General features: G+C 63.0%; 23 protein-coding genes and 2 pseudogenes. 8 read left to right on the plus strand and 17 right to left on the minus strand.

The features are described 5' to 3' along the window. Positions 1–173 precede the first annotated feature (173 nt). Both AC3WLD_RS10885 and AC3WLD_RS10890 read right to left on the minus strand, forming a co-directional pair. A complete protein-coding gene (locus tag AC3WLD_RS10885; protein ID WP_492556982.1) occupies positions 174–905 on the minus strand; it encodes an NUDIX hydrolase in 732 nt (243 codons plus the stop codon). Then, a complete protein-coding gene (locus tag AC3WLD_RS10890) occupies positions 902–1,945 on the minus strand; it encodes a phosphotransferase (RefSeq protein WP_492556983.1) in 1,044 nt (347 codons plus the stop codon). Before AC3WLD_RS10890 ends, AC3WLD_RS10885 begins: the two co-directional genes overlap by 4 nt. A 112-nt stretch (positions 1,946–2,057) precedes the next feature. Here AC3WLD_RS10890 and AC3WLD_RS10895 point away from each other — a divergent pair, with 112 nt between their 5' ends. Both AC3WLD_RS10895 and AC3WLD_RS10900 read left to right on the plus strand, forming a co-directional pair. Then, positions 2,058–2,639 carry a carboxymuconolactone decarboxylase family protein gene (locus AC3WLD_RS10895; RefSeq protein ID WP_492556984.1) on the plus strand — a complete coding sequence of 194 codons (582 nt, stop codon included), beginning with the start codon at positions 2,058–2,060 and terminating at the stop codon, positions 2,637–2,639. Next, complete coding sequence (locus tag AC3WLD_RS10900) at positions 2,636–3,451, plus strand: enoyl-CoA hydratase-related protein (RefSeq protein WP_492556985.1); 816 nt, start codon at positions 2,636–2,638, stop codon at positions 3,449–3,451. Before AC3WLD_RS10895 ends, AC3WLD_RS10900 begins: the two co-directional genes overlap by 4 nt. A gap of 6 nt (positions 3,452–3,457) precedes the next feature. Here the strand turns inward: AC3WLD_RS10900 and AC3WLD_RS10905 are convergent, their stop codons facing one another. The 3 genes from AC3WLD_RS10905 to AC3WLD_RS10915 all read right to left on the minus strand — a co-directional run bounded on the left by AC3WLD_RS10905 (position 3,458) and on the right by AC3WLD_RS10915 (position 6,207). Beyond that, a complete protein-coding gene (locus tag AC3WLD_RS10905; RefSeq protein WP_492556986.1) occupies positions 3,458–3,631 on the minus strand; it encodes a rubredoxin in 174 nt (57 codons plus the stop codon). Further along, positions 3,628–4,773: a cytochrome P450 gene (locus AC3WLD_RS10910; RefSeq protein WP_492556987.1), complete on the minus strand. Its 1,146-nt coding sequence runs from the start codon at positions 4,771–4,773 to the stop codon at positions 3,628–3,630. The genes AC3WLD_RS10905 and AC3WLD_RS10910 overlap by 4 nt, the downstream gene beginning before the upstream one ends. Positions 4,774–4,875: 102 nt before the next feature. Then, a complete protein-coding gene (locus tag AC3WLD_RS10915; RefSeq protein WP_492556988.1) occupies positions 4,876–6,207 on the minus strand; it encodes an aromatic ring-hydroxylating oxygenase subunit alpha in 1,332 nt (443 codons plus the stop codon). Between the two features lie 111 nt (positions 6,208–6,318). Between AC3WLD_RS10915 and AC3WLD_RS10920 the strand changes: the two genes are divergently transcribed. Further along, complete coding sequence (locus tag AC3WLD_RS10920) at positions 6,319–6,591, plus strand: DUF362 domain-containing protein (protein ID WP_492556989.1); 273 nt, start codon at positions 6,319–6,321, stop codon at positions 6,589–6,591. A 16-nt stretch (positions 6,592–6,607) separates the two neighbouring features. Here AC3WLD_RS10920 and AC3WLD_RS10925 read toward each other — a convergent pair whose 3' ends face one another. Beyond that, the gene (locus tag AC3WLD_RS10925; RefSeq protein WP_492556990.1) at positions 6,608–7,867 is read right to left on the minus strand and encodes a cytochrome P450; all 1,260 of its coding nucleotides are present in this window, start codon (positions 7,865–7,867) and stop codon (positions 6,608–6,610) included. Between the two features lie 133 nt (positions 7,868–8,000). Here AC3WLD_RS10925 and AC3WLD_RS10930 point away from each other — a divergent pair, with 133 nt between their 5' ends. Further along, on the plus strand, positions 8,001–8,564 hold the full coding sequence (locus AC3WLD_RS10930) for a TetR/AcrR family transcriptional regulator (protein WP_492556991.1): 564 nt from the start codon (positions 8,001–8,003) through the stop codon (positions 8,562–8,564). Here AC3WLD_RS10930 and AC3WLD_RS10935 read toward each other — a convergent pair. Genes AC3WLD_RS10935 through AC3WLD_RS10970 form a run of 8 tightly spaced genes read right to left on the minus strand, consistent with a single transcriptional unit; the run spans position 8,561 to position 16,902 of the window. Next, positions 8,561–9,367, minus strand: coding sequence for a tyrosine-protein phosphatase (locus AC3WLD_RS10935; protein WP_492556992.1), 807 nt, complete (start codon positions 9,365–9,367; stop codon positions 8,561–8,563). The two genes, AC3WLD_RS10930 and AC3WLD_RS10935, sit on opposite strands and share 4 nt — an antisense overlap. Then, positions 9,364–10,437, minus strand: coding sequence for a phosphotransferase (locus AC3WLD_RS10940; protein ID WP_492556993.1), 1,074 nt, complete (start codon positions 10,435–10,437; stop codon positions 9,364–9,366). Before AC3WLD_RS10940 ends, AC3WLD_RS10935 begins: the two co-directional genes overlap by 4 nt. Before the next feature lie 13 nt (positions 10,438–10,450). Continuing rightward, positions 10,451–11,692 carry a DUF1214 domain-containing protein gene (locus tag AC3WLD_RS10945; RefSeq protein ID WP_492556994.1) on the minus strand — a complete coding sequence of 414 codons (1,242 nt, stop codon included), beginning with the start codon at positions 11,690–11,692 and terminating at the stop codon, positions 10,451–10,453. Positions 11,693–11,707: 15 nt separating this feature from the next. After that, a complete protein-coding gene (locus AC3WLD_RS10950) occupies positions 11,708–12,499 on the minus strand; it encodes an SDR family NAD(P)-dependent oxidoreductase (RefSeq protein ID WP_492556995.1) in 792 nt (263 codons plus the stop codon). Positions 12,500–12,513: 14 nt separating this feature from the next. Next, positions 12,514–13,260, minus strand: coding sequence for an SDR family NAD(P)-dependent oxidoreductase (locus tag AC3WLD_RS10955; protein ID WP_492556996.1), 747 nt, complete (start codon positions 13,258–13,260; stop codon positions 12,514–12,516). After that, positions 13,257–14,450: a sulfotransferase family protein gene (locus tag AC3WLD_RS10960; RefSeq protein WP_492556997.1), complete on the minus strand. Its 1,194-nt coding sequence runs from the start codon at positions 14,448–14,450 to the stop codon at positions 13,257–13,259. Before AC3WLD_RS10960 ends, AC3WLD_RS10955 begins: the two co-directional genes overlap by 4 nt. Next, on the minus strand, positions 14,447–15,268 hold the full coding sequence (locus tag AC3WLD_RS10965; protein WP_492556998.1) for an SDR family NAD(P)-dependent oxidoreductase: 822 nt from the start codon (positions 15,266–15,268) through the stop codon (positions 14,447–14,449). The genes AC3WLD_RS10960 and AC3WLD_RS10965 overlap by 4 nt, the downstream gene beginning before the upstream one ends. Before the next feature lie 26 nt (positions 15,269–15,294). Further along, on the minus strand, positions 15,295–16,902 hold the full coding sequence (locus AC3WLD_RS10970; RefSeq protein ID WP_492556999.1) for a class I adenylate-forming enzyme family protein: 1,608 nt from the start codon (positions 16,900–16,902) through the stop codon (positions 15,295–15,297). Positions 16,903–16,993: 91 nt separating this feature from the next. On the opposite strand from AC3WLD_RS10970, the gene AC3WLD_RS10975 reads away from it, so the two are divergent. From AC3WLD_RS10975 to AC3WLD_RS10990, 4 genes are all read left to right on the plus strand, one after another. After that, on the plus strand, positions 16,994–17,749 hold the full coding sequence (locus tag AC3WLD_RS10975) for an enoyl-CoA hydratase/isomerase family protein (RefSeq protein ID WP_492557000.1): 756 nt from the start codon (positions 16,994–16,996) through the stop codon (positions 17,747–17,749). A 537-nt stretch (positions 17,750–18,286) separates the two neighbouring features. Continuing rightward, on the plus strand, positions 18,287–19,261 hold the full coding sequence (locus AC3WLD_RS10980) for a TonB-dependent receptor plug domain-containing protein (protein WP_492557001.1): 975 nt from the start codon (positions 18,287–18,289) through the stop codon (positions 19,259–19,261). 15 nt (positions 19,262–19,276) lie between these two features. Further along, positions 19,277–20,692, plus strand: coding sequence for a TonB-dependent receptor (locus AC3WLD_RS10985; protein WP_492557002.1), 1,416 nt, complete (start codon positions 19,277–19,279; stop codon positions 20,690–20,692). A 4-nt stretch (positions 20,693–20,696) separates the two neighbouring features. Then, positions 20,697–22,121: an aldehyde dehydrogenase family protein gene (locus tag AC3WLD_RS10990; protein ID WP_492557003.1), complete on the plus strand. Its 1,425-nt coding sequence runs from the start codon at positions 20,697–20,699 to the stop codon at positions 22,119–22,121. Positions 22,122–22,124: 3 nt separating this feature from the next. Here the strand turns inward: AC3WLD_RS10990 and AC3WLD_RS10995 are convergent, their stop codons facing one another. The 3 genes and pseudogenes from AC3WLD_RS10995 to AC3WLD_RS11005 form a co-directional block, all read right to left on the minus strand. Then, positions 22,125–22,631, minus strand: coding sequence for a GMC family oxidoreductase (locus tag AC3WLD_RS10995; protein ID WP_492557100.1), 507 nt, complete (start codon positions 22,629–22,631; stop codon positions 22,125–22,127). 273 nt (positions 22,632–22,904) lie between these two features. Next, positions 22,905–23,450, minus strand: a pseudogene (locus AC3WLD_RS11000) (GMC family oxidoreductase N-terminal domain-containing protein); the annotation flags it as partial. A gap of 202 nt (positions 23,451–23,652) precedes the next feature. After that, positions 23,653–23,763 (minus strand): annotated as a pseudogene (locus tag AC3WLD_RS11005) (hypothetical protein); the annotation flags it as partial. Between the last annotated feature and the right edge of the window lie 382 nt (positions 23,764–24,145).

A 24,145-nucleotide genomic window follows, 5' to 3' on the forward strand; every position in this document is an offset into this window, starting at 1 on the left:
ACGAGTTCGAACGCGATCCGGCCGTTGAGAATGCCGTAGCCGTCGATCTTTGCGGTAACCTGGATGGCCTTGTGTGGGCCGCCGCGAACCAGCTTGCCGCTGCGATTCGAGTCAGCCTGAAGCGACCTCGCCGCCTCTGAGCGGCAGTCTGATGACCCCGCGGTCCGCTTTGACTAAGTCCCGCCACTGCCAAATCGCACCGCAGTCAGTGGGTAGCCGCTGTCGTGCGGAATCTCGATCCACGTGCCATCGTTGCGCTCGACGCGCCGCGGCATGACGGATCGCACTTCCCTATTGTGCGCAGCCGTGAGCGCTTCATCCACTGTCGTGCTTTCTTGCAGACGATGCAGGTTCATGAGTGTGGAAAACATGATCGACCGGTCACCCGCCGCCGCGCGGGCGATCAGGGCCGACGGCTCGGCCCATTCGGTGGCGACGATCTCCCCTCCGTCGCACAGGCCCTCGCCATCGAGCGGAGCGCGGGCGAGGTAGAAGTGGGTGTCGAACCGCTTTGGTACTTGCGGAGGGGTTATCCAGTGGCCGAAATGAACAAGGGCGGAAAGATCGAGCCGCACTCCACCTTCTGAAATCACGCGGCGCAAATCGTCGATCCCGTGGACAGGCGTGCAACTTTCGGTGGCACAGGGTAGCAGCCGTGCCTCCTCCCAGGTTTCTCGAATTCCCGCGATCCGCAGCGCACGCTCTGAGATCGTCATATCTTCGTGACCCGCAAGGTGTGCGAGCCAATCGTCCGACGAATCGGCCTCGTCCACTGTCCCGCCCGGGAACACGAGCGCGGATGGGAAGAACGCCTTCGCATGGCGCTTGACCATCAGCACTCGCAGCGGTTCGTCCCGCAGCAGAAGGACTGTTGCGGCCGGGCGCGGTGTGACGGGTTCGTTCAATGCAGCACCTCATGGTCGATCAGGGCCTGAGCAAAGCGCGATGCGACCAAGGCGTTAAACTCTTCAGGTTGGAACGTCGTCGAATTGGTCAACCACACGGTAAGACCATAAGCGAGGTAACCGCAATAACTCGCGAAGGCCTGGTCGAGGCCCACTTGCGGACCGCCCGAGGCCTCGACGGCGTCGCAGTAATCATGAAGAATGTCCCGCTCCGCCCTGCGGCGTGTGTCCACGTCCAGTGCGGAGACAAGGTAGTACGCCGTGTCGAACATGCTCCCGCCCCACCACACACACTGCCAGTCGAGCAAGCCTGGCTCGCCGGCCGCGGTGCGATAACTGTTGCCGACATGCGCGTCGCCGTGGATCACCGAACGCATCGGATCATTGCGACCCCATTCCTTGGTCCGCTCGAATGCTGCGGCTATCGCCGACGGATCCCGCGCCTTGACCGGAAGGGCGTCGCCGCGCGGCATTGCGAGATACTGCGCCAGCGTATCCGGCATGGAAACGTAGCTGAGGTAACTGCCCGGATCTGCGCTGTCGTGAAAGAGCGGACGTAGCCATGGCCGCCTTTCACCGTACGCCGGGTTTGAGGTCCGGCCGTGCATTTGCCCGAGCATGACCGCCATCGCTGCCGCCTCGTCGATCTCGATGCGGCTGAGCGGCGAGTGGATCGCGGCGCCGCTTTCGGTCAGGTCTTCGAGCAGGACTATGCCTTCGAGCGCATCTTCGTCCCACTGGGCGCCGAAGCACTGCGGTGCGGTCATTCCAAGATCGGGCAGCAGCTCGGCGTAGACTCGTGGCTCGCGCGCATAGATCCCGACCTTGGCCATGACACTGCTGTGAGGCTCCCACCCCGATTTCAGCCACATGCGCCGCGGAAATTCGCCGGTCCCTTCCAATTCAAGGAGAGCCTTGGTCGCGGTACCGTGGATCTCGCCGCTGACCGAAATGCTGGAGACCTCCGCGCCGGGAAAGCGTGCGGCTAGAAGGTGCGTGAGGTAAGCCGGGCCGATCGCGTCAAGGCTGCGTGGAATCATCCGTTCTCTCCCGGCAGTGACGTGAGCATTCTGCGAACTAAATGTCTATCTAAGTTATTCGATATTGCGTTTCCAGAACTGAACCGGCAGTCACGACGCAGAGGAGAGGCCAATGACCCGCATTCCGCTCTTGCCCGTGGACGAACTTACGCCCGAGCAGCGAGACCGATACGACAACGCTCCGGGCGGCAAGACGAACCTGAGCCTGTTGCTGGCCCGCGCCAAGGGGATCCAGCCCGGGATCAACCTTGCGGTCCGCGGAATGATGACAGACATCGAGATCCCGCCACTTGAACGGCAGATCTGCGTCCTTGCCGTGCTGCACCTCGACCGCGGCGCGTACGAATGGGCGCAGCACATGGAAGTTTCGAAGGCGATGGGAATTGCCCCGGAAAAGGTCGCGGCGATCGCCGACGACCGGTTCGGCGATGCGGTTTTCAATGACCGCGAAAAGGCTCTTCTCGCCTTCACGCGTCAGGTCGTGAAGACCGTGCGGGTCGATGACTTCGTCTTCAACGCCGTCGCCGCATTCTACTCGCCACGCCAGATCGTCGAACTGATCCACGTGATCGGGTTGTACATGCTGTTCGTGCGGGTCTCGGAAGTTGCGGAGCTAGAGATCGACGTCATCGTCGGCGGCGATTTCTGGAAGAGGGCAAACCAGGAGGCCGGCCTGGTCGGAGATGCCTCGTGAGCGGCGAGATCTTGACGTATGAAACCGTCCGCATCGAATTCGACGGGCCGCTTGCCGTCCTGACACTGGCGTCGCCAAAGACGCTCAATGCCATCGGTGAGCGGATGGCGCTCGACATCGCGGAGGCGGTGCAGGAAACGACCAAGCCCAGGCGGAAATGCCGCGCGCTGCTGATCACCGGCGAAGGGCGTGCGTTCTCGTCCGGCGTCAACTTGATGGACAAGCGCCAGGCGGTTCTTGACGGGACCCGCAAGATGGAAGCGATTGGCGGTGCGGAGTCCACGTTCCACCCGATGCTGCGCCGCATACACCGATTGCCCATCCCCGTGATTGCCGGGGTCAACGGCCTCGCCGTGGGTATCGGGTTGGGGCTTGCGCTGACCGCCGACTATGTCGTGGCGGCGGAAAGCGCATGGTTCCAGACCCCGTTCCGCAATCTCGCTTCCGCTCCGGATTCCGGTCTCAGCTGGCTGCTTCCCCGCGCTGTCGGTACGCTCCGCGCCAAACGCATGCTGATGCGGGCGGAAAAGGTCGATGCGGCGACGGCACTCGACTGGGGCCTCGTTTCGGAAGTGCTGCCCGACGAGGGGTACGTCGACGCCGCCCGGGCGATTGCGATGGAGTTTGCCAATGGCGCAACCGTCGCATTGGGCGAAATCAAGAACCTTATCGCGGCAGGTCTGCGCAGCGACCTTCACTCCGCTTTCGAGGCCGAAGCCGCCGCCGTTGAGCGGACCGCTAGAACCAAGGACAACGTGGCGGCGGTAAAGGTCTTTGCCCAGAAGACCGTGCCGGCCTTCACCGGGGAGTAGACTTGCTCACGCGTCTAGCAGCTTGAAGTCGAACTTGAAGGCACCGCATTCCGGACAAATCCAGTCATCCGGCAGGTCCTCGAACCGGGTGCCCGGCGGAATTTCTTCCGTCGGATCACCCAGAGCCTCGTCGTAGACATGGCCGCAGTAAGCGCATTTCCATTTGCGCAACCCGCTCACCTCTTCGGCTCCCACACGAGATGCATCTCCTGGACCGCGTTGACCATGCCGGTCACGATCCGCGGCCGGGTGCCAGCCTTGATCGCGAAATCTGGAATTTGAGCGAGCCATTCCTCCAGGAAAACCTTGATCTCGCGGCGGGCCAGGATGCCACCCGGGCAGATGTGTGGCCCATTGCCGAACGCGGCGTGGCGGATCGGCGTGGGCCGGTCGAAGTCAACTTTCAGCGGGTCCGCATGTCGCTGATCATCCATTCCGAAGAGAAGGTTCGGGATCTGGATCATGTCGCCGGCCTTGAGGAAGACGCCGTGGAAGATCGTGTCATGCGTCACTTCACGTGCAGTGTTCGACAGGCCATGGCGGCGGATCAGCTCCTCGATCGCGGTCGGCATGATCGCCGGCTCGTCTACCAAACGCCGCCGGTTCTCGGGATGGAGCGCAAGGTGGCGGGCGATGAAGCCGATCATCGATGCAACGGTATCGAGCCCGCCAAAGAGCAGCAGCAGGCAATAGCCGAGGATTTCGGAATCGTTGATCTTGCGGTCGCCGACGTTCGCCGTGACGATATGCGTGATCAAGTCCGGCATCGGATTCTGCTTGCGGTCCTCGATGTGCTTCATGATGTACTGGGCCATGAAGGCCTGGGCTGCGGCGCGTTCCTCGTTGCTGGGGCTCCGGGTTTCCTTTTCGACCCACGGCAGCAGCATATCACGGTCTTCCTGTGGCAACCCCATCATGTCGAGGAACACCACGATCGGTAGAACCGTGGCGAGCTCGGAGATGAACTCGCACTCACCATTCGCGTAAATCCGGTCGAGCGCCTTGCGCGCGGCGACGCGCGCATGTTCTTCCAGCAGCGCGAGCGCTGTCTTGTTGAGCGCCGGCATGATGACCTTGCGTAGGGGGGTATGCTCGGGCGGATCCATCCCAAGCATCGACGTGAGGTGCAGATCCTGCTTCGGGATAATGAAGTTGCGGTGCGAGAAACGCTCCCAGTCCTCCTGGATTTCCTCGATCATTGCCCCGCGCACGGCGATCCAGTAACCACCGTGGCGCGGCGTCCAGAACACATCGGGTGCGCCGTGAACAGCGCGGTACCACGCCTCCTGCGCATCTTCCTCGCCGCGGATCAGGTTGTACATATCGACGTCCCGAACGAGGTCCGCGGGGACATGCGCCGGGCGCTCGGTTAGCTCCGGCGGATTCAACGTGGCAGCAGTGGCCATCAGTTTGGCTCCCTTCGATTAGGCTGCGATGTATTCGTGCAGCACGCGGTGCATGTTGGAGATCGCGACCTCCTGGACCGGGCTGGTGCGGTTCCCGGGGAAGCCGCGCTGCTTCATTCCGCGCTGGACCTGCTCCATGTTGAGAAAGTCCTGCTCCAGGATTTCCGACACCCCGCCGATCGCGCGCCATCCATCCTCGGAGTGGATCACGTTGTGGCACACCGGAGGTTCGGCACCGGGGGCATACTGTTCGAGCGACCACACATCGTAGATGCACCAGTCAGGATCGGTGCCATCCCCCCAGGGCCGCGAACGGTAAGCGAGCGTCCCGGTCCCGCTCGGCAGGAAGATCAGGTTGGGAAAGACGTGCCAGTCGGTCCCGGCCGCAGCGCGCTGCTCCAGCGTCAGCGCGGGCCAGTGAGCGCCGGCCGCCCTTGCCGCCTCCTCCTGGAACCTGAGGAGCTTGACGGCGAGTTCGAGCGGGCTGTCGTCCGCGCTCGCCTCGTTCATCAGCCGCGTTGCTGCGGCCGCATCCTTCTCGGTCGTAATGGCATGCAGGGTATCGTTGATGTTCTGGATGTAGTGGATCATGCCCGGACGAAGATCGTCGGGCACCGGCTTGTTCTGGCGCGGCGAAGGCGCGCCGAACGGACGGGCCGACTTGTCGTAGCCGAAGTTGCCATGCTTTCCGCAGGCGCGCGACCAAGTGTAATCCTCGCCGAAGCCGTCAAGCAGTTGCGGGTGAGTCGCCGCGACATGATAGCCCTCGTCGAACGCCTCAAGCGCCACCTTCCAATTGCATGGCACACGGACAGAATAGGACCACCGGAATTTGGCTCTCTCGAGTTCGAACGGATCGATGTAGGTCGGCATCGGGTCGAGGAAATCGGCAAGTGGCTCGCATGACGGGTCCAGGTTGACGAACACGAAGCCGCCCCAGCGATCGCACCGGATCTCGGGCAACCGCAGGTCATCGTGGCTCGCGCCTTTGCAGCCCGTCCAGTCCTTCTCGTCGAGGATGCGGTTGACCGATCCGTCGAGGTTCCATCGCCAACCATGATAGTTGCAATGGAATCGTGCGGCATGGCCGGACCCTTCGGTCAGGCGCCGGCCGCGATGCATGCAGACGTTGTAGAAAGCCCGGATGATATCCGGCTCGGATCGTACGACGATGATCGACTGGTCACAAATGTCGTACGTGACGAAGTCGCCGACGTTCAAGACCTCCTGTTCGCGGCAGGCGACCTGCCATACACGGGACCAGAGCTTGTCCTTTTCCGCCCGCGCAAAGTCGGTGGAGATGTAATCTTCCTTGGGCACGAAGTCGGCGCGGACAGGTGAGATCGCCATCGGAATGTCCCTCTCTCTGAACTATTATCGTGTATATGAATGAACGGATTGGCCGGACTGTCCTTGACCGAAGTCAATGTTTTGCAGAGCGGGCCGGGGTGGAGAAATGCGATGTCCGAAACGAGGCTTCAGCGACTGGTCGATCCCGAGCTCTGCTCCGCTTGCTACAGTTGTTACGAGGCCTGTCCCAAGGGCGCGGTGATGATTGAGCGGCGCCGGGTGGCGATCGATCCTGACCTGTGCGCGATGTGCGGGGATTGCGTGCCGGACTGTGCCACCGGCGCGATCGAGGTGCTGAGGATCGTGCCACTCGCCGCGCCCTTCGTGGTTTCCGAGCAGCTGGCCTGGGACAGCCTTCCGCCGGACGATCTCCTCGCGAACTAGCGTCCCGCCATAGCGCTCAGGTCGGGTCGAACATCACGAAGATGTGATCGGGCACCCTCAGCAGGTGACCGACGATGTTGGGCGCGGGCTTGTCGGGATCGAGCCTCAGGTTGGGCAGCCTGTCGAACACTGCCTCCATCGCGCGGTGCATCTCGACCCGTGCGAGATGCTGGCCGACACAGATGTGAGGGCCGCCAGCGAACGCGAGATGCCGCACCGTACGCTTGCGAAAGATGTCGAATTTTTCGGGGTTCTCGTACTTTGTCGGATCGCGGTTGGCGGAGCCGAGGCAGACATTGATTTCGGTGCCAGCGGGGATCAGGTGGCCCTGGACCTCGGTATCCTTCACGCAATAGCGGAACGTAGAGGTCACAGGGCCGTCCCAGCGCAGCGCCTCCTCGATGGCGGGTCCAAGCAGGCTGCGATCTTCCTGGACCTGGCGATAGAGGTCGGGTTGGCGCAGCAGGCAGGTCAGCAACACGCTGGTTGCCCGGTAGGTGGTGTCGCCGCCGGCGTTGAGAAGCTGCCGCATGAACGCGATCAGGACTTCGTCGTCGAGCCTCTCGCCATCGACTTCCACCGTCGACAGGTAGCTCATCAGGTCGTCTCCGGGAGCGGCTCGGACATTTTCGAGATAGACCTTGAAGAACTCGCCAAGCTTGGCAGTCGCCTCCTCGCCCTGCGGCAAGCCGGCGGCCGACAGAAGCTGTGCCACCGCGAGCTTGTGAAACACCACGGCCTGGTCCTCCCCGATGTGAAGCATCGAATAGACGATCTGGAACGGGAAATGATGGGTGTATTCCTCAACGAGGTCGGCATGGCCGCGCGCGGCGAAAGCACCCATCAGCCGCGCCATAACCGGTGCGACAAGCGATTCACCCCACTTCGATACGACGTTGGGCAGCAATGCCTTTTGAAGTATCTTGCGGAAGCGCGCATGCTCCGCCCCGTCCATGCAGGTGATCGTCCTGCCGAACGAAACGCCCAGGCTGTGCCGGAATGCTTCCCAGTTGGTGAAGTTTTCAGGGTCCATCAGGACCTGGTTGCAGGCATCGTATCCGAACACCGTCCAGTGATCCATGTGGCCGACCTGGGCGTCCGGGACATCGGTAAAGAGCTCGCGGTAGCCGACGTGGTGGACCGGTCCTTCGGCTCGCAACTTTTCGATCAGCGGGTAGGGGTCGGGATAGCTGCCTCGCGCGGCGCGTTCGGACGCGAACGCGTCGAATGTCGGGTCGCTGAAATCTTTCAGCCGAGGCAGGGTCAGGGCATCCATGTCGGTCTCTCCTCTCAGGCGGCGTTTCTCCGCCCGCTCGTCGAGGTCTGACATTCTGACACATTACGTCATTGCGTTAGATCAAAGTATTTCGATAGACTACGTCTACCGCATCGTCGAAAGCAGGGGCGTGATGAGCAACGACACCAAGCGCGACCGCGCAGTCAAAGTCGCCGCAGACCTCTTCATGCGGTACGGGTTCGCGCGAACTACGATGGGCGACATCGCCAGCGCAGCTGAAATGTCGCGCCCTGCGCTCTACCTCTTGTTTCCCGGCAAGGAGGAAGTTTTCGAAGCAGCAGTCTTGCATCTCAACCAGCTCCGCCTGGAGGAGATCCGCGGCAGCCTTGCCCGGTCTACCGGGCTCGTCGATCAGCTCAGCACCGCGCTCGATCTGTGGCTTGTGCGGGTTTACGAACTGAAGCTCACCGTCCCTGACGCGCGTGACATGGATGACCTTTCGTTCCCGGTCGTGCGCAAGGTGTACGACGACTTGCAGGCAATGGTGGCTGAACTCATCGCGGAGGCCGCCCCTGACAACGCATTGGCGTCCCCGAAGGAGCTGGCCCGCAACCTTGTGTTTGCGACACGAGGTCTTGGCGCAACCGCAACCGGCGTGGATGACATGGCAGCGATGACCCGGCTTCAGGTGGATCTGCTCTGCAGCGCCCTGAAGCCCGCGCGTGCCATCGCCTAGCTGGCCTCAAGCACCACGTTTCGCATCGCCTGAAGGTCATTCGGGGCGATGCCGTGCACTTCCGAAAGGTATTGTTCGACCCCGCCATGGTCCGCGTCGATGGCGTCCAGCGCCGCGTCGATATATGCCGGATCAGAGCGCATCATAGTGCGCCAGACGTCGCGGTCGACTTCCGCGATCCACGCGAACGGACCGTCCGGATCGATGTCGAACAGCTGCCCCGCCGGATCATGCAGGCGCTCGGTCAGTGCATAGTCCTGGCGCACGATTTTCCGGGGGACACCCAGCGCGGACAAAACGACGGCGCAGGTAACGCCGGTCCGATCCTTGCCTGCCGTGCAGTTGACCAGCAGTGGTACGCGTCCGCTGCTCATGAACCGCAGGGCCGCGGCAATTCCTTCCTTTTGCTCCTCGGGAAACCGGCGGTAGTTGGCGACCATCCGCTCGCGCATTTCCTGCGCTGTCGTTGCGGGATCGCGCAACAGGCTCACCACCTCGCCGCGGCTGAGGTCGTAGTCTCGGGTCCAGTATTCGAGGGGCGCGGTAAACGATGTCGGGAAGGGAAGGTCGTTCCGTTCCTCGGTCGTGCGCAAGTCCACGATCGCCGCGAGCCCCAGTCCGGCGAGCAGGCCATGATCAGTTTCCGAAACACCGCCAAGGTGGCCCCCGCGGTAAAGCATGCCGCGGCGCAGGCGGCGGCCATCCACAGTCGGGTATCCACCCATGTCGCGCAGGTTACGTGCGCCCGGAACCTGCACCACCCGCGCGCGCACGGCTTCATCCGCAAACAGCGCGTCGATCATACCCCGAGCGCGCCAAAGGTATCGAGGTCCATCACTGCCGCCCCGAAGCAGTCGCCCTCGGCGGTCACGATGTCGAGCGGCTGCATTTCCTCAGGGGTGAAGGGCCACATGAAGCCGTGCATCGCGTGACGGCGATAGGCGGCCCAGGCGTCGTCGAACGACGGCGGGTTGCTGACACCGTTTGCGGTGAGTGCAGCAAGGTAACCGGCGATCAGGTCCTTTTCGGCATGGCGCCGGTCTTCGACTTTCAGGTTGCCAATGGTCGAATAGGCGACGTCGTGCATGTACGGGCCTTCCTGCCAGGACTGCCAGTCGAGGTAGCCGGGAGTGCCGTCGGGCTCGAAGAACATGTTGCCAAGATGTGCGTCGCCGTGGCTGAAGACCTGCGGCACTTCGCTCCCTCTGGCCCACTGTGTGCGCAGGCCCCGCATGATACGTTCGCGGTCGCGGTACGGCCCGACGTAGGCGGCGCAGCGGCGGGCATTGATGCAGGCCTCGAAGTAATCCGGCCGCAGCATCTGCATGACGATGTCACCGGCGGCTTCCCACGCCGTTGAAAAGTTCTTGAGTACTTTCAGGTTGGGCGATTCCCACCACCGTGCGTGCATCTTGGCGAGCAGTTCAAGAGCCTGCGCCTGCTGGTCGATCGAGATGAGACTGGTGGCACGGCCGAAGGTCACGTTGCGGGCCGCGAGGTCCTCCATCAGGACCAGCCCCTGCTCACCCTCTTGCCAACCAGACCAGAAGGCGCGCGGGATATTGATTTCCTTTTGAAGTTCGCGGCCCCACGAACCGTAAAACTTCGCCTCGTTCACGAACGAGTTGTCGTAAGTGTAGTCGTGGCGGATGAAGCCGCCCTTGATCCACATCGTCGGGGGCAGGAGGTTGGTGTGCCCGGCATCGTTGTAGGAAAGCAGCAGGCGCACCTTGGTGGCTGTCCCGGCGATCACGGTGCCGATGTGGGCCTCGGTCACCACCGTGCCGGGATAGTTGGCGGACAAGGCTTCGGTCAGCCATGCGGCCGTCAGGTCCTCGATCCGGCGAGGAAGGCTGGTTGTCTGTGCGGTCACGCTGGTCTCCTGGTCAGAAAGTAATGCGGCGTTGATAGGCTGCGGTCCGGGCGGCCAGCTGCGCGGCGCGCTCCGTGGACGACAGCCAGGCGGTTTCTTCGGGCATCTCGCCCTTCAGTTTTTCGATGGAAGTCAGTTTTGCTGACGAGGTGATTGGGCGACCACCCTCGCGCATCTTCTGCCAGCGCAGGATGGTGAAAACATTGGCCTGCCCCCCTGTATCGAGCCAGTTGGCGACGCCAGGATCACGGCGTGCGATAACCACGCGCACTCGCCCGTCGCGGTCTACGGTGCTTTGCGCGGTGGTCAGGCTCGACTGGATCCGCTGGTAGTCGCGTGAGCGATAGAGCCACTCGGTCAATTGCACTGACGAATAGCCCGCGTCCGCCGGGTCGTACTCGAGAATTACGGCATCGTCGGGCCCCAGCACGAAATGACCATTGCTGATGCCTTGCGTGACGAGGCCACCACCCGATCCGGCAAATGCCTGGGCCTTTGTAATGGTGTTGGGGGTTAGGCCGCTCCAGACATTCTGGAACCAAAAATAAAGGTAAAGGTCGCCAAGCGCGTGCTCTACCGCCCGCGCCGCCATGACTTCGCGGTCGATCGGCGGCGACTTGGCCTCGCCCAGCCGCTCGATGGCAAGTGCCAGCGGCGTCTCGTGCGTCCAGACCATCATCGAATCTCTTACGAACAGGAACTTCGTGCCCGGCCGCGTCGTCAGATGATTGGGGCGGCCATTCGCAGGCTCTCCGTCGATGGTCAGCTCGAAGCTGCCATCGGAAGCGACCTCCATCTCGTGCAACTCGATGGTCTGGACGGTTTGCGAAGTTCCATAATTCGCAGTGAGCGTGAAGGACACGTTGGCCGGCTCGCTATCGAGCACTCGACCTGTGACCCGGTATGCCGAGCCATGTTCTATCCCCGCGAGGCGGTAGGTGTTGTCGGGATTGTCACCGCCCGTCCTTGCGCCGGGCACGTCGTGCCCGGCCCAGCTGTAGGCAGGCATGAAGTTGCGGACGAAGCGAGGATACTGGCTGTCGGATGCGGCGGCCTTGAACAACCAGTTCGTCAGGTACTCCTCGCAAAATTCGCCGAGCAGCGAGCGGGACTCGAGCGGAATACGGTCGGCATAGCCGCGGGCGAACAAAGCTTCGATCTGCGCACGAGCGCCCACAACCATTGGGTCGCGGCGGATTGCGATCACATCCTGCTCGGCCGCGAACTGCCCGGGATTTGCGATCGGGTTGGTCATTCCGCAAATCCTCAGTCAAGGATACATGAACAGGCCGCCATCGACCTGGAAAGTCATGCCGGTCAGAAACGCGGAATCAGGTCCTGCCAGAAACACCGCAATCCGCCCGCCGTCGGAAAATATGTTCCCGAACCGGCGCATCGGAACCATCAGTTCGCCGGCAGCGATGGCTTCGGGATTCTTCTCGCGATGGTTGGTCATCGCGTCGGTTTCGATAGCGGGATTGATCACGTTGCAGGTGATCCCATACTGGCCCCACTCGCGCGCCGCCGTCCGGGTAAGTCCCCGAATGGCTTCCTTCGCCGCATTGTAGGCGACCGACCCCTCGTTTCCGATCTGGCCCCAGTACGAACCGAAATTGATGATCCTCCCCGCGCCAGACGATTTGAGGTGCGGGAAGGCTTCCTTCATGAAGCGGTAGCTGGCCGTTGGACCGGTGAGGAACGTGCGGTCCCATTCGGCGTCTCGGAAGTCCTCGATGCCGGTCAGCACCGGGGAGGGGTCCGGGGCCTGTTCGGTGCCGAAAGCCTGGGCATTGTTGACGAGAATGTCGATGCGGCCGCACCGCTCTATCGCGGTTGCTACCGTGTTCCGGATGTGATCGTGATTTCCTACGTCGCAGACCTGTCCGATTGCCGTGCCACCAGCTCCTTTGATCAGGGCGAGCGTCTCGTCGATAGATCCCGGGCTGCGTGACGCGACAACGACGCTGGCGCCCTCCTTTGCAAGTTCGACCGCGATTCCGCGACCGATCCCGCGCCCCGCGCCGGTCACGATGGCGACTTTACCCTCAAGCGATCGACTCATCGGCTGTTCCCTTTTCATTTTGCGGCCCAGCCCCCGTCGACCGGGATCACGAGCCCGGTCACACCGGATGCCCGCGGAGAGGCTGCCCAGATGACCGCGTCGGCGACTTCTGCAGGCGTGACCAGGCGGCCCATCGGCTGGAACTCCGAAGCGATGGCCTGCTGACTCTCGGGCGACAAGGTTTCGGCAATGTTGGGGGTCAGCGTCAGCCCAGGAGCAACGACGTTGATCCGGATGTTTTCAGGGGCGTGGAGCACCGCGAGTTGTTCGCTCAAGTGGACTACCGCCGCCTTTGCGGCGGTGTAGGCGGGTGTGGCGAAGCGGGTCACGCGAATTCCCGCGAGAGACGCTATGTTGACGATGGCCCCGCCACCGGCCCGCCGAAGCGCGGGAATGGCGTATTTCATGCCGAGCATGCACGAGGTGAGGCATTGCTTCATCGTCGCATCCCACGCATCCAGCGGCGTCGATTCAAGCGGTACGTCCAAGCGATCACCCGCTCCGAAGTTGCCGACGTTGTTCACGAGGATGTCGAGCCGTCCGAACCGCATTTCCACGTCGGCCAACGCGGCAGCAGCGTCGCTTTCCACAGTCGCGTCGGCGCGGATGAAGAAGCTGCCGTTCGGCTCGCTGTCGCTTTGTGCGAGATCCGTGAACGCGACATGGACGCCTTGATCACAGAGCCGCTGCACGATGGCCGCGCCAATTCCTCGGCCGCCGCCGGTCACCAGGGCGACCTTGCCTTGGAGGTCCGAGCTCATGTCCGGTTCTCGCGGCGAACGCCGAACTTGTCGATATAGGCGCCGAAAGCCTGCTCGACCGCTTCCTCCGTCAGACCGTAATCGGCGAGGGCATAGCGGCGCTTGGGCGCGCTGGCGTGGTGATCGCTCTCAAGGTGATGCTCCATCGCCGCGCGGGTGTCACGGGAGAAAGGCAGTTCAAAGCGGTCGTAAAGGGCTTCGGCCGTTGCGATGGGCGTGGCAATCAGCTCGTCGAAGCGGATATCGGCGACATTGGCAGCGGCCCCATCTGCTGCGCGCCATTCCGCATATGCGTTCATCGCGTGGCTCCACGAAGTCAGCTGCCCGTGTCCCACAGCGACCGGGTCGATTGCGGTGTCGGAGAACAGCGAACGCAGCTTGCAGAACAGGCTCGATATCGAGGGAACGACTTTCCCCGGATCCCTGTGGTTCACGTAGATGCGCGCGTCCGGGAACGCCATCAACAGCTCGTCCCAGACGTATAGGTGGCCCGGCCCCTTGAGCAGCCATCGCTTCCCGCCAGAACCGGATTGCAGATACTGCATGATGCCCTGCTGCCAGGCAAAGGCGCTCGCGGTCTTGTCGGCGACCGCAGCAGCATAGTGAGGCACTGTCCAGTACACCGAATAGAGCGCGCCAATATCTCCTTCCTGCAGGAAGATGCATTCTTCGGGCAGGGTTGCTCCGAAAGGGTGAATCTCGGTCACATCGGACGCCGTGAAACCCTGGAAATCGAGCAACGCGGCGTAGAGTTGAGCGCGGTCAGCGGCTTCGGCCAGCGGTGCGGGGATCGCCGCCTCCCATGCCGGGACCGGACGATTGGCCTTATCGGCGGCGAGCAGGCCGTGGAAAAATGTCGTGCCGGCGCGCGGCATCCCGGTGCCGATGATCGGCGCCACGATCCTCTGGTCGTCTGCTGCGGACGAGTTGCGAGCATCGAGATAGCGCAGACGCGACAAGAGCGTGGTCAACAGGCGCGAGCGCGTCCTGCCTCGGCCCACTGGGGAAAGCTGCCCGGACTCCTCGATCTCGTCGCACAGCAGGGCAAGGTCGTGGCGGAAGCGGTCCTCGTTCCATCGCCGACCGCCCCAGTCGGAAAGGCCAGTTGCTCGTTCGGCCTCGGCCAGCAGAGATTCTGCCCGGATGGGTCCAGTCCATGGTTGCAGCGCGGCGGCGTAGGGATTGCTCATCCGCGCTTCGCCAGATCATACGCGGTGAGCGGGAGAGTAACCGCTGCCCCGCCATCGACCGCGATTGTCTGACCGGTGATGAAGCGGCTTTCCGGCCCGGCGAGAAATAGCGCAGCTTGGGCAACGTCCCAAGCGTCGCCCTCCACGCCTAGCGGTGCGATGGCACTACGGACCCGGCGCTGCTCGCCTTGGACGTGCTCCTCGACCATCGGTGTGACGATATGGCCCGGAGCGATGCAATTCGCTCGTACGCCGTCCCTGCCGTACATGACGGCCAGCTCGCGGGTCAGCTGGATCATTGCCGCCTTGCTTGGGCCATAAGCCGCACTGCCAGAAGCCAGCTGTCCCGCAATCGACGCGACGTTGACGATGGCCTTGCCATTCCCCGCAATCAGCGTGGGAACCGTGTGCCGGACCATGTTCAGGACCGTGGCGAGATTGACGCTGTAGACCCGGTCCAGCTCTGCCTGCGCCACCTCGTGCAGGCGGCCTGCACCGCCTGCAATGCCGATGTTGTTCACCAGCACGTCCAGCCCGCCGAGCCACGCGATGGCATCACGGGCCATGCCTGCGGCTGCCGACGTGTCGGAAACATCGCCCGCAAAGATTGCTGCTTCGCCGCCTAAATCGCGGATCAGGGAAAGCGTCGAGGTCGCGCGTGCTTCGTCGAGGTCGAGCAGCGCTACACGCGCACCCTCAGCGGCAAGGACAGTGGCGATGGCCTTGCCCGTTCCCACCCCGTCACCAACGGTTCCGGCACCGGTGACGATGGCGCGCCACCCGGCGAGACGGTTGTGGAACCGGGTCGGCCTCGGCATTTGCTATCTCCTCTGCCCCGGCGTTGTCATGCGCCGCTCACCAGTTCTCTCAGCTTGGGCTTGACGACTTTTCCCATCGCATTGCGCGGGAAAGCGTCGAGGAATCTCCACGCGTCGGGGACTTTGTATCTTGTCAGGTTTTCGAGGCAGAGTGCCCGCAATTCTTCCTGCAGCACTTCGATGTCGACGCCGGCTGCGGCGGGCTGGATGCACGCGACGGTGAGCATTCCCATCCGCAGGTCCGGTTTTCCGACGACCGCGCAGTCGGCCACATCCGGGTGGGTGTGCAGGACCCTTTCTATTTCCGCGGGATAGACGTTCGAGCCGCCGCGGAGAATGAGTTCGGAACTGCGATCGGCGATTGTCAGCCAGCCGTCGTCTTCCAGCTTCCCGTGATCGCCGGAATGGACAACCCCGCCCTTCAGGAGGGCCGCCGTCTTTTCGGGCTCGCGCCAATAACCTAGAGGAGGGGTGTAGACGCCGGCCCAGGCACCGTTCCGGGCCGGCCCAAAGCAGACTTCGCCGACTTCGCCGTTCGGGAGGACCTCGCCATCCACATCGCGAATGGTCAGCTCGAAGTGGGGCAGGGCAATTCCGCTTGCGCCCTCGGGCCGGACGCTGTCATTCGACAGCGCCACCACAGTGGGTGCCTCGGTCAGCCCATAACTGGTCTGGATCTCATATCCGTAACGCTGCCGGAACCGCTCGCGGATGACGTGGGGAAGGGGTGCGCCGCCGCTGCCAAGCCGGATCTCAGCAGGGAGCTCCAGGTCTGCTTCGAGAAGGTCGTAGACCATGGTCGGAACGAAGGCGATCTGGCCGATGCGCTCCTCGTGCATCCAATCAACGAGCGGGCCGATCTTGGTGGTTGGCCCGAACAGGAACGGCTTGAAGTTCCAGAACGCCGAGACTGGCCCCAGGATCATGACATTGGTAATGGTCAGCGGGAGCGCCGAACCACGCCTGGCATCGGGGGCCTGCAGCCCTATTCCGGTCGTTGCCGCGGGGACGACCACCATGTTGTGCTGGCTGTGCACAACGCCCTTGGGAACGCCGGTGGTGCCGCTCGTGTACATGATCGAAGCGGGTGCAAACGGATCGATTTCCGGGCGCGGTGCGGGCGTGCCGTCGCCACCGTCGAGCACTTCGGCCCAGCCGTGGCCCTCTTGGGGGTGGTCGAGCACCCACACCATCTCGAGGGCGGGCAACGCGGAGCGCAATTGCCCGACCTGGTCGGAGAGGGAGCTGTCGGTTAGAAGCAGGCGAGCGCCGCTGTGTTCGAGGATGAAACGCTTTTCCCCGACCGGAAGAATCTTGTTGATCCCGACCCACACCGCGCCAAGCCGCATCGCGGCGAAGAATGCGATGACAAGGCTGTTCTCGTTACCAAGCGACGCGGCAATACGGTCACCGCTGCGAATGCCGGCCCGATCGAAGAGGACCGCTGCGGCCTCGACCGATCGCGCGACTTCAGCGAAAGACATGCGCCGGCTTGCATCGACTAGCGCCTCGTCGTCCGGGCACTTCGCCGCAGCCCGATCCACCAGCGATGCAACGTCGCGCGGTCCAAGTGGCGGGTCGATCCGCGCAGGCGGAGGCTGTAAGCCTAGCCCGATAATTTCCTCGTCCCTCATCACCCTCTCGGTGCGAACTGTTTTGACGGGTTAAGCTGTAGATGATTATGACGTTACCGCGCAAGTGCCATTGCGCAGGGAGAGAACGACCATGAGCGAAACCGTATTGCGCAGCGACGCCGGCGGAGTTGCTACGCTGACGCTCAACCGTCCTGAAAAGCGCAACGCGATCAATCGTGAAATGTTTAGGGCGCTTCGCGGGCATATCCGCGACCTCGCCGAAGATTCGAGCATCGGGCTCGTCGTGCTGAGCGGGTCCGGAGGGCATTTCTGCGCCGGGCACGACCTCTCGGAAAAGCCGCACGCGGACGCTTTGGGCTGGCTCCGTCAGGAACTGCACAGTCTCGAAATGCTCACCCGTTTGCGCCAGCCGGTGATCGCGGCGGTTTCCGGCACCTGTTATACCGGAGGGCTCGAGCTCGCGTTGTCGGCGGACTTCATCATCTGCGACGAAACCGCACGGTTCGCCGACACCCATGGCAAGTGGGGCCTCGTTCCCGGCTGGGGCATGTCCCAGCGACTTCCTCGCCGCGTCGGACAGGCCAAGGCGATCGAGATGATGCTTACCTGCCAGCCTTACAGTGCGGCCGAAGCAGTGGCGATGGGCCTGGTGAATTGTTGTGCGCCAGAAGGCAAATTGGAGGAAACTGTGGCGAAGATGGCGGCCACCATCCTGGGCAATTCATGGCACTCCAACGCTGAAAACAAGCGGTTGATCTACAGCACGGACGGCATGCGGCTGTCAGAGGGGCTGGATCACGAAGTCATGCGCAATGCTGGCTTTGATCGGAGCAGGGTGAGGACTCCGGGAATCGTCAAACAAGATGCCCAGACCCGAAAGGAGTAGAAGACAGAGCGTTCAGATGTCACGTCCTTGCGAAACTGCGTGGCCGGTCCGTTACCTCATTCCTTGCCGAAGGTGATTCGGCTGGTGGGCATGATGTTCGTGCGCTTCCCACTATCATTGCGCGACGTCGAGGACCGCTGTTCGAGCTAGGAATCGACGCGTTAAACTGACAGCCCCATTGGTGGCGCGCGTGCCGTGAAGGCCGCTGGATTGGCTGGTGCGCGGCCAGGGCCGATGCGCCGGGTGTAGAGTCATCTCGTCGATCGATAAGCGTTCTTAAAACCGTGCGCGACAGCCAGTTCCGGGTCGGGCGACGCCAGGAGCTGGGGTTGTCCTGACCGCGCATCCGCCAGACAAATTGCGGAGAATGCTCCGCCATTGCGCGCGGTTGTCCTGCAAACTCGTGTATCCCCAGGTCTTCGGGACGAAAGATTGTGTCTAAATCTATTGGCATTAGGCAAACCTTACGAGATTAGATTTCCCGTCGCGCCATGGAGCGCGTGTCGCCTGAATGAGCGGCAAATGGGAGGATACTTAATGTCTCTGAGAACGTCTCTGGTTTCCCTGGCGCTGACGACTGCGCTTACTATTCCCGCTGCCGCGTTTGCACAGGACAGCTCCGGATCAGAGGAGGCTGCGTCTTCTGCCGATGAGATTATCGTCACCGCGCGTCGCCGCGACGAACGGCTCGTTGATGCGCCCGTCGCGATCACTGCGGTGACCGGCGAAACACTCAACAAGTACGCCGCGACCAAGCTGGGTGACATTTCGACGCTGGTGCCGAGCCTGATCGCGGGTCGGGCCGCGTCCGGTTCTTCGGCGAGCATTTTCCTTCGCGGTGTTGGCTCCACCGCGCTCAGCGCCGGGTTCGATCAGTCGGTATCGTTCGTGGTCGACGGGATGGCGATGAGCCGCGGGCGCGAGATCAGTCTCAGCCAGTACGATGTGAAGAGCATCGAAGTGCTCAAGGGCCCGCAGGCGTTGTTCTTTGGCAAGAACACCACCGGCGGCCTGATCAACATCACGACCAACAACCCGACGGATACTTTCGCCTCCGGGCTGAAGGCCGGATACGGCTTCGAAGCGCGCGAGAAGTACGGCGAGGGCTACATTTCCGGTCCGCTCAGCGACACGGTTCGCGCACGTCTGGCCTTCCGCGCCTCCGATAGCGAGGGCGCTTATACGAACACCGCAGCGGCGACATATCTCGATCCGCTTGGCATGCCGCGGCTGCGCAACAGTGATCGCCGTGGCGGGGGGCGCACCCTCAGTGGCCGCCTGACGCTCGAATGGGACGCGACCGACAACCTGAGCTTCAACCTGAAGACGGGCTATACCGACCAGAAGGACGGCGGCCCGACCGATGTTGTCGAGCGCATCTGCGGCGGCGGTCGGACAGTCCCGGCGAGTGCAAATGGCGTGCCGCCCAGCCCCAACGCCGACTGCAGGATCAACGGCCGCTCTGACAGTTCCTCGATCCCCGCTGCCGTGGCGGCCGCGAACTATCGCTAGGCCGGCGACGGGCACATGTATGCTCACCTCCGCTCGGGCTTTGGCATCCTGACCGCGAATCTGGAATCCGACGTGTTCGACGTCACCTCGATCACCGCGTTCTACCGGTTCAAGCAAACGGACAACAACAACGTTTCGGGTGAAGCATACCCGGCAAACTTTACCCAGCTTGCCGACTTCCGGCAGTTCTCCGAAGAACTGCGTTTCCTGTCGAAGTGGGACGGGCCGGTCAAGGTGCTGGCGGGCATGTTCTATTCCCACAGCAAGTTCATCTTCAACACCGACGCCTACATCTTCCCGGTGCCGATAAGCCCGGTGACCAACACCTATGTCACGTTCAAGCGCGACAACGGTTTCTCGGGCGACACGATGTCTGCCTTTGCGGAGTTGACCTGGAACCTGACCGAACAGCTCGAGCTGTCGGGCGGCGCGCGCTACAGCCACGAGGCGCGAAATTCCTACCAGCAGTCGCTGCCTGCGCACCTCGGCTTTGCGGCATTCTTCCCGGCCAACATCCGCATTGACGACCGCTTCCGCGACGGCAACCTCTCGCCTCAGGCGACCATACGGTTCAAGCCCTCGCGCGACCTGACGTTCTATGCGAGCTACAAGGAAGGCTTCAAGGCTGGCGGATTCAACATCTCGCAGTCGTTGACCCCGGCGGCCTCGCGCGCGGCCGGCAGCTATGGCAGCGAGACCGCCAAGGGCGCTGAGATCGGCATGCGCTCGATCCTGCTCGACGGCGCACTGAGCTTCAACGCGACCGCCTATTACTATGACTACAACGACTTGCAGGTGCAGAACTTCGACCCCATCATGATCGGGCAGGTTGTCGCCAACGCCGGCACGCTGACCACCAAGGGCATCGAGGCCGACTTCGGGTGGAACATCAGCAGCGGTTTCTCGCTTCGCGGTTCGGCGGCCTACAACCATGCCGAATACAAGGACTACATCGGGCAGTGCTATGGTGGCCAGACGATCGCCAACGGCTGCAACAAGCTGGCTGCGCCGAACGGTGCCTTCACCAGCCAGGACTACAGCGGTCGCACCCCGCCCAAAGCGCCGCGCTTCTCCGGACGGCTCGGTGCGTCATACGAGACTCCGGTGGGCGGCGACATGACTCTCGAGCTGTCGAGCGACGTCTCGTACACCTCGAAGTACAACTTCACCGACACGCTGCGCCCCGATGGGGTCCAGAACGAGTTCGCGAAGGTTGACGCTGCGATCCGACTCAACGGGGCGGATGACCGTTGGTCGGTGGGCGTCATCGGGCGCAACCTGACCAATCGCAAAGTCGTGACCAGCGCGAACGACATTCCCTTCACGGGCGGTACGGGCACCGGTACGACCGGTCCTGGCGTCCTCGCGGACTTGTCGGCTTTCGTCGAGAATCCTCGCGAGATCTATGTCGAAGTCGGCTTCAAGTTCTAAGGCGATGGACTTCGCCGGAAAGTTCACGCTGACTATCGACGGCTCGGGGGTGGTAACCCCCGAAGCTGTCGATGTGAACAACCCCGCAACCGGGCAAGTCTTTGCGCAAGCGCCGCGCGCCGGGCAAGCGGAACTAGACCGCGCCGTCGCGGCGGCGCAGGCGGCATTACCCGCCTGGCGCCAACGCGCGTGGGCCGAGCGGGCGGGGCTGCTCGTTGCCATGGCCGAGCGGGTCGAAGCCAATGCAACGGCGCTCGCCGCCCTGTTCGTACGCGAGCAGGGCCGCCCGCTCGAGGCTGCGCACGGCGAAGTGCTGGGCGCGGCGTTCTGGCTGCGCGCGGTCGCGCAGCAGGAACTCGCTCCGGAAGTGGTCGAGGAAGACGACGTCCGCCAGGTCATCGTCAGCCATGAACCGCTGGGGGTCGTGGCGGGAATCGTTCCTTGGAACTTCCCGCTGCTGCTGGCGGCATGGAAGATCGCGCCAGCACTGCTCACCGGCAACACCATCGTCCTCAAGCCGTCGCCGTTTACGCCGCTGTGCACCTTGAAGCTGGGTGAGATGTGGCGCGACGTTCTGCCGCCGGGCGTGCTCAACGCGCTGTCGGGTGACAACGGCCTTAATCCGTTGATGACGGCGCATCCGGGTTTCGCAAAGATCAGCTTCACCGGCTCCACGGCCACCGGCAAGCGTGTCATGGAAACCGCCTCACGCGATCTCAAGCGGATCACGCTGGAACTGGGCGGCAATGATGCGTGCATCGTCGTGCCCGATGTCGATGTCGCCGAAGTGGCGCCCCGGCTGTTCCACGGCGCCTTCTTCAACTCCGCGCAGATTTGCGTCGCGACAAAGCGCCTGTACATCCACGATGCCATCTATGAGCGGATGCGGGATGCGCTCCACAAGCTCGCGCAGGACGCGGTCGTCGGCGACGGCGCGGAGCAGGGCGTCCAGTTCGGGCCGATCCAGAACCGTCCGCAATTCGACCGGGTGCGCAAGCTGATCGATGAGGCGCGAATTTCGGGGCTCACGTTGCTCGAGGGCGCGTCTGTTCCGGACAATGGCGGCTACTACGTGCCGATCACGCTGGTCGACAATCCTCCGGACGATGCGCCGGTGGTCACCGAGGAAGCGTTCGGACCGGTCCTGCCGCTAATGCGCTTCTCCGACGTCGACGAGGTCATCGGCCGTGCCAACGACACCATCTATGGTTTGGCAGGGGCGGTCTGGTCCGGCGACATCGAGCAAGCGGTGGAGATCGCCGAGCGCATGGATACCAGCACCGTGTGGATCAACGACAACCTGAACAGCAGCCCGGTGACGCCGTTAGCCGGCGCGAAGCAGTCGGGATTCGGGGTCGAAAACGGGCTCGATGGGCTCAAGGAATTCACCCGCCCGAAGGTGATCCACGTACCGAAGCGCCAAGCTTAGGCCTCACTCCGGCGCGTCGCGGAGGATGATGTCGGCGGCGCGCCAGGCCATTACCATCGTGGGGCCGTTGGTGTTGCCCGAAGGGATTACCGGCATGATCGAGGTGTCCATCACCCGCAGCCCTTGAACCCCGCGAACCCGGAGTTCAGGATCGACCACGGAATCCGCGTCCGCACCCATCCGGCAGCTTCCCACGGCGTGGTATCCGCACGTTCCGAACTGGTCATAGGCCGCCAGGATGTCTTCATCGGTCTGATACTGAGGGCCGGGCGAGGTTTCCTCGGCGATCAGGCCGGCGAGCGGCTCCTGGGCCATGTATTCGCGCACGGTTCGAACCAGCGCGACGAGTTCCTTTCGGTCACCTTCGGTTTCGTGGTGGTGCGCATCGAGGTTGGCGGGTCCTTCCGGATCGGTGGTGGCAATATGGATGCACCCCCGCGAGGTCGGCCGCAGGTCGTAGGCCGTCACGTGCATGCCCGGGGTCGTCTCAACCTTGGTGCGGTCACTCATGTCGAAGCTGAACGGCGCAACAAGGATCTGGCCGTTGGGGCGGTTCTGGCCCGGATCTGTCTTCAGCCAGCCGACGATCTCGTAAGCTGCGGCCGAAAGCAAGCCGTCCAGGCCGAATGCGTAGCGCAGCGCGTTCTTCAGCAATCGCCACCCACCATATTGCCGGTTGTGCGAGATGTTCCGCTTGAGCCTGGCCTGAATGATGATCGCCCGGTGCTCGATCAGGTTTTCCCCGACCTGCGGGTTGGCCTGGACGATCGGAATGTCGAGCGCTTTGAGCAACGCCGGATCGCCGATCCCGGAGCGTTCGAGGATGGCGGGGCTCGAGAGGGTCCCGCCGGCGACGATGACTTCGCGGACGGCCAGATGCTCGTGCGGTACGCCTTTCACGATCACCCGTACACCGATCGCCCGCTTGTCCTCGAACAGGACCCGGTCGACGGTCGCCTCTGTCACGACGGTCAAATTAGGGCGGCGCAGTGCCGGGCGCAGGAAGGCGACGGCTGCGCTCTGCCGTTTGCGTCGCCAGACGGTGCGCGGCGCGTAGCCGATGGCGACCGCATCGTCCGGCTCGTTCATGTCCTCCTTCGCACCCCAGCCCATGGCTCGCCCCGCAGCGATCTGTGCATCGGACAGTTCGTCCCGTTGAGTCGGAAGGCTTACTTTGAGCGGGCCGTTCCCGCCACGCGTGGGCGCAGGGCCGAGTTCATGCGATTCCATCGCAGCATAGGCAGCTCCGATGTGCTCTCAGTTCCAGTCGTCGCTCGACAGTTCCGCGATGCCGTCGAAATCTGCTGGCATGCCGCGGACGTACATCATCCCGTTGATCGATGTGGAACCGCCAAGGACCTTTCCTCGCACCCACCACTCGGATTTGCCGGCAGTCCATGGGGCAGGCGTGCTCTCGTGCGCCCAAAGTTAGCGCGGGTCGGCCATGATCTTGGCGCTGCCCTTCGGCATGTGGATCAGAATGACGGTCCGACGGACCCGCCTCGAGAAGGAGGACACGATTTTTCGGATCCTCGGACAATCTGTAGGCCAGGACGCAACCGGCTGCGCCGGCTCCCGCGATAATGTAGTCGAATTGTTTCGCCACGTTTCTCTCCCGGGCTTGTACAAATCTAATTGTCATAGATAATGAGGCGCTGCAAGGCCGGGCGTGCGCCACGGGTTCCGGATTGGCACGGTCATCGCGATCGAGTCGCTTCCACTCGAATGGGACCCCGCACGAGCTACGTGACCGCGACGGGGCCGGGAACTGGTCCGCGCGTCGTATCCACACGGCAGTCGCAACCCCGAAGCGACGGCGTTCGGGGCAGAGCTGGACCTCGACAAGTACCGCAAAAGTCGCTGGATCACCGAGCCGTTCCGGCTTTTCGACTGCAGACGGGAAAACGACGGCGCCGGCGTGCTAGTGCTGGTGTCCGCTGAACGTACGCGGGACATGCGCAAGGTTCCGGTCCATCTCCTGTCGGTGGCCCAACGGACTCAGAAAGGCTGGGGAGACCTGCTTC

The sequence above is a fragment of the Novosphingobium sp. FW305-C-111 genome, from assembly GCF_058783565.1.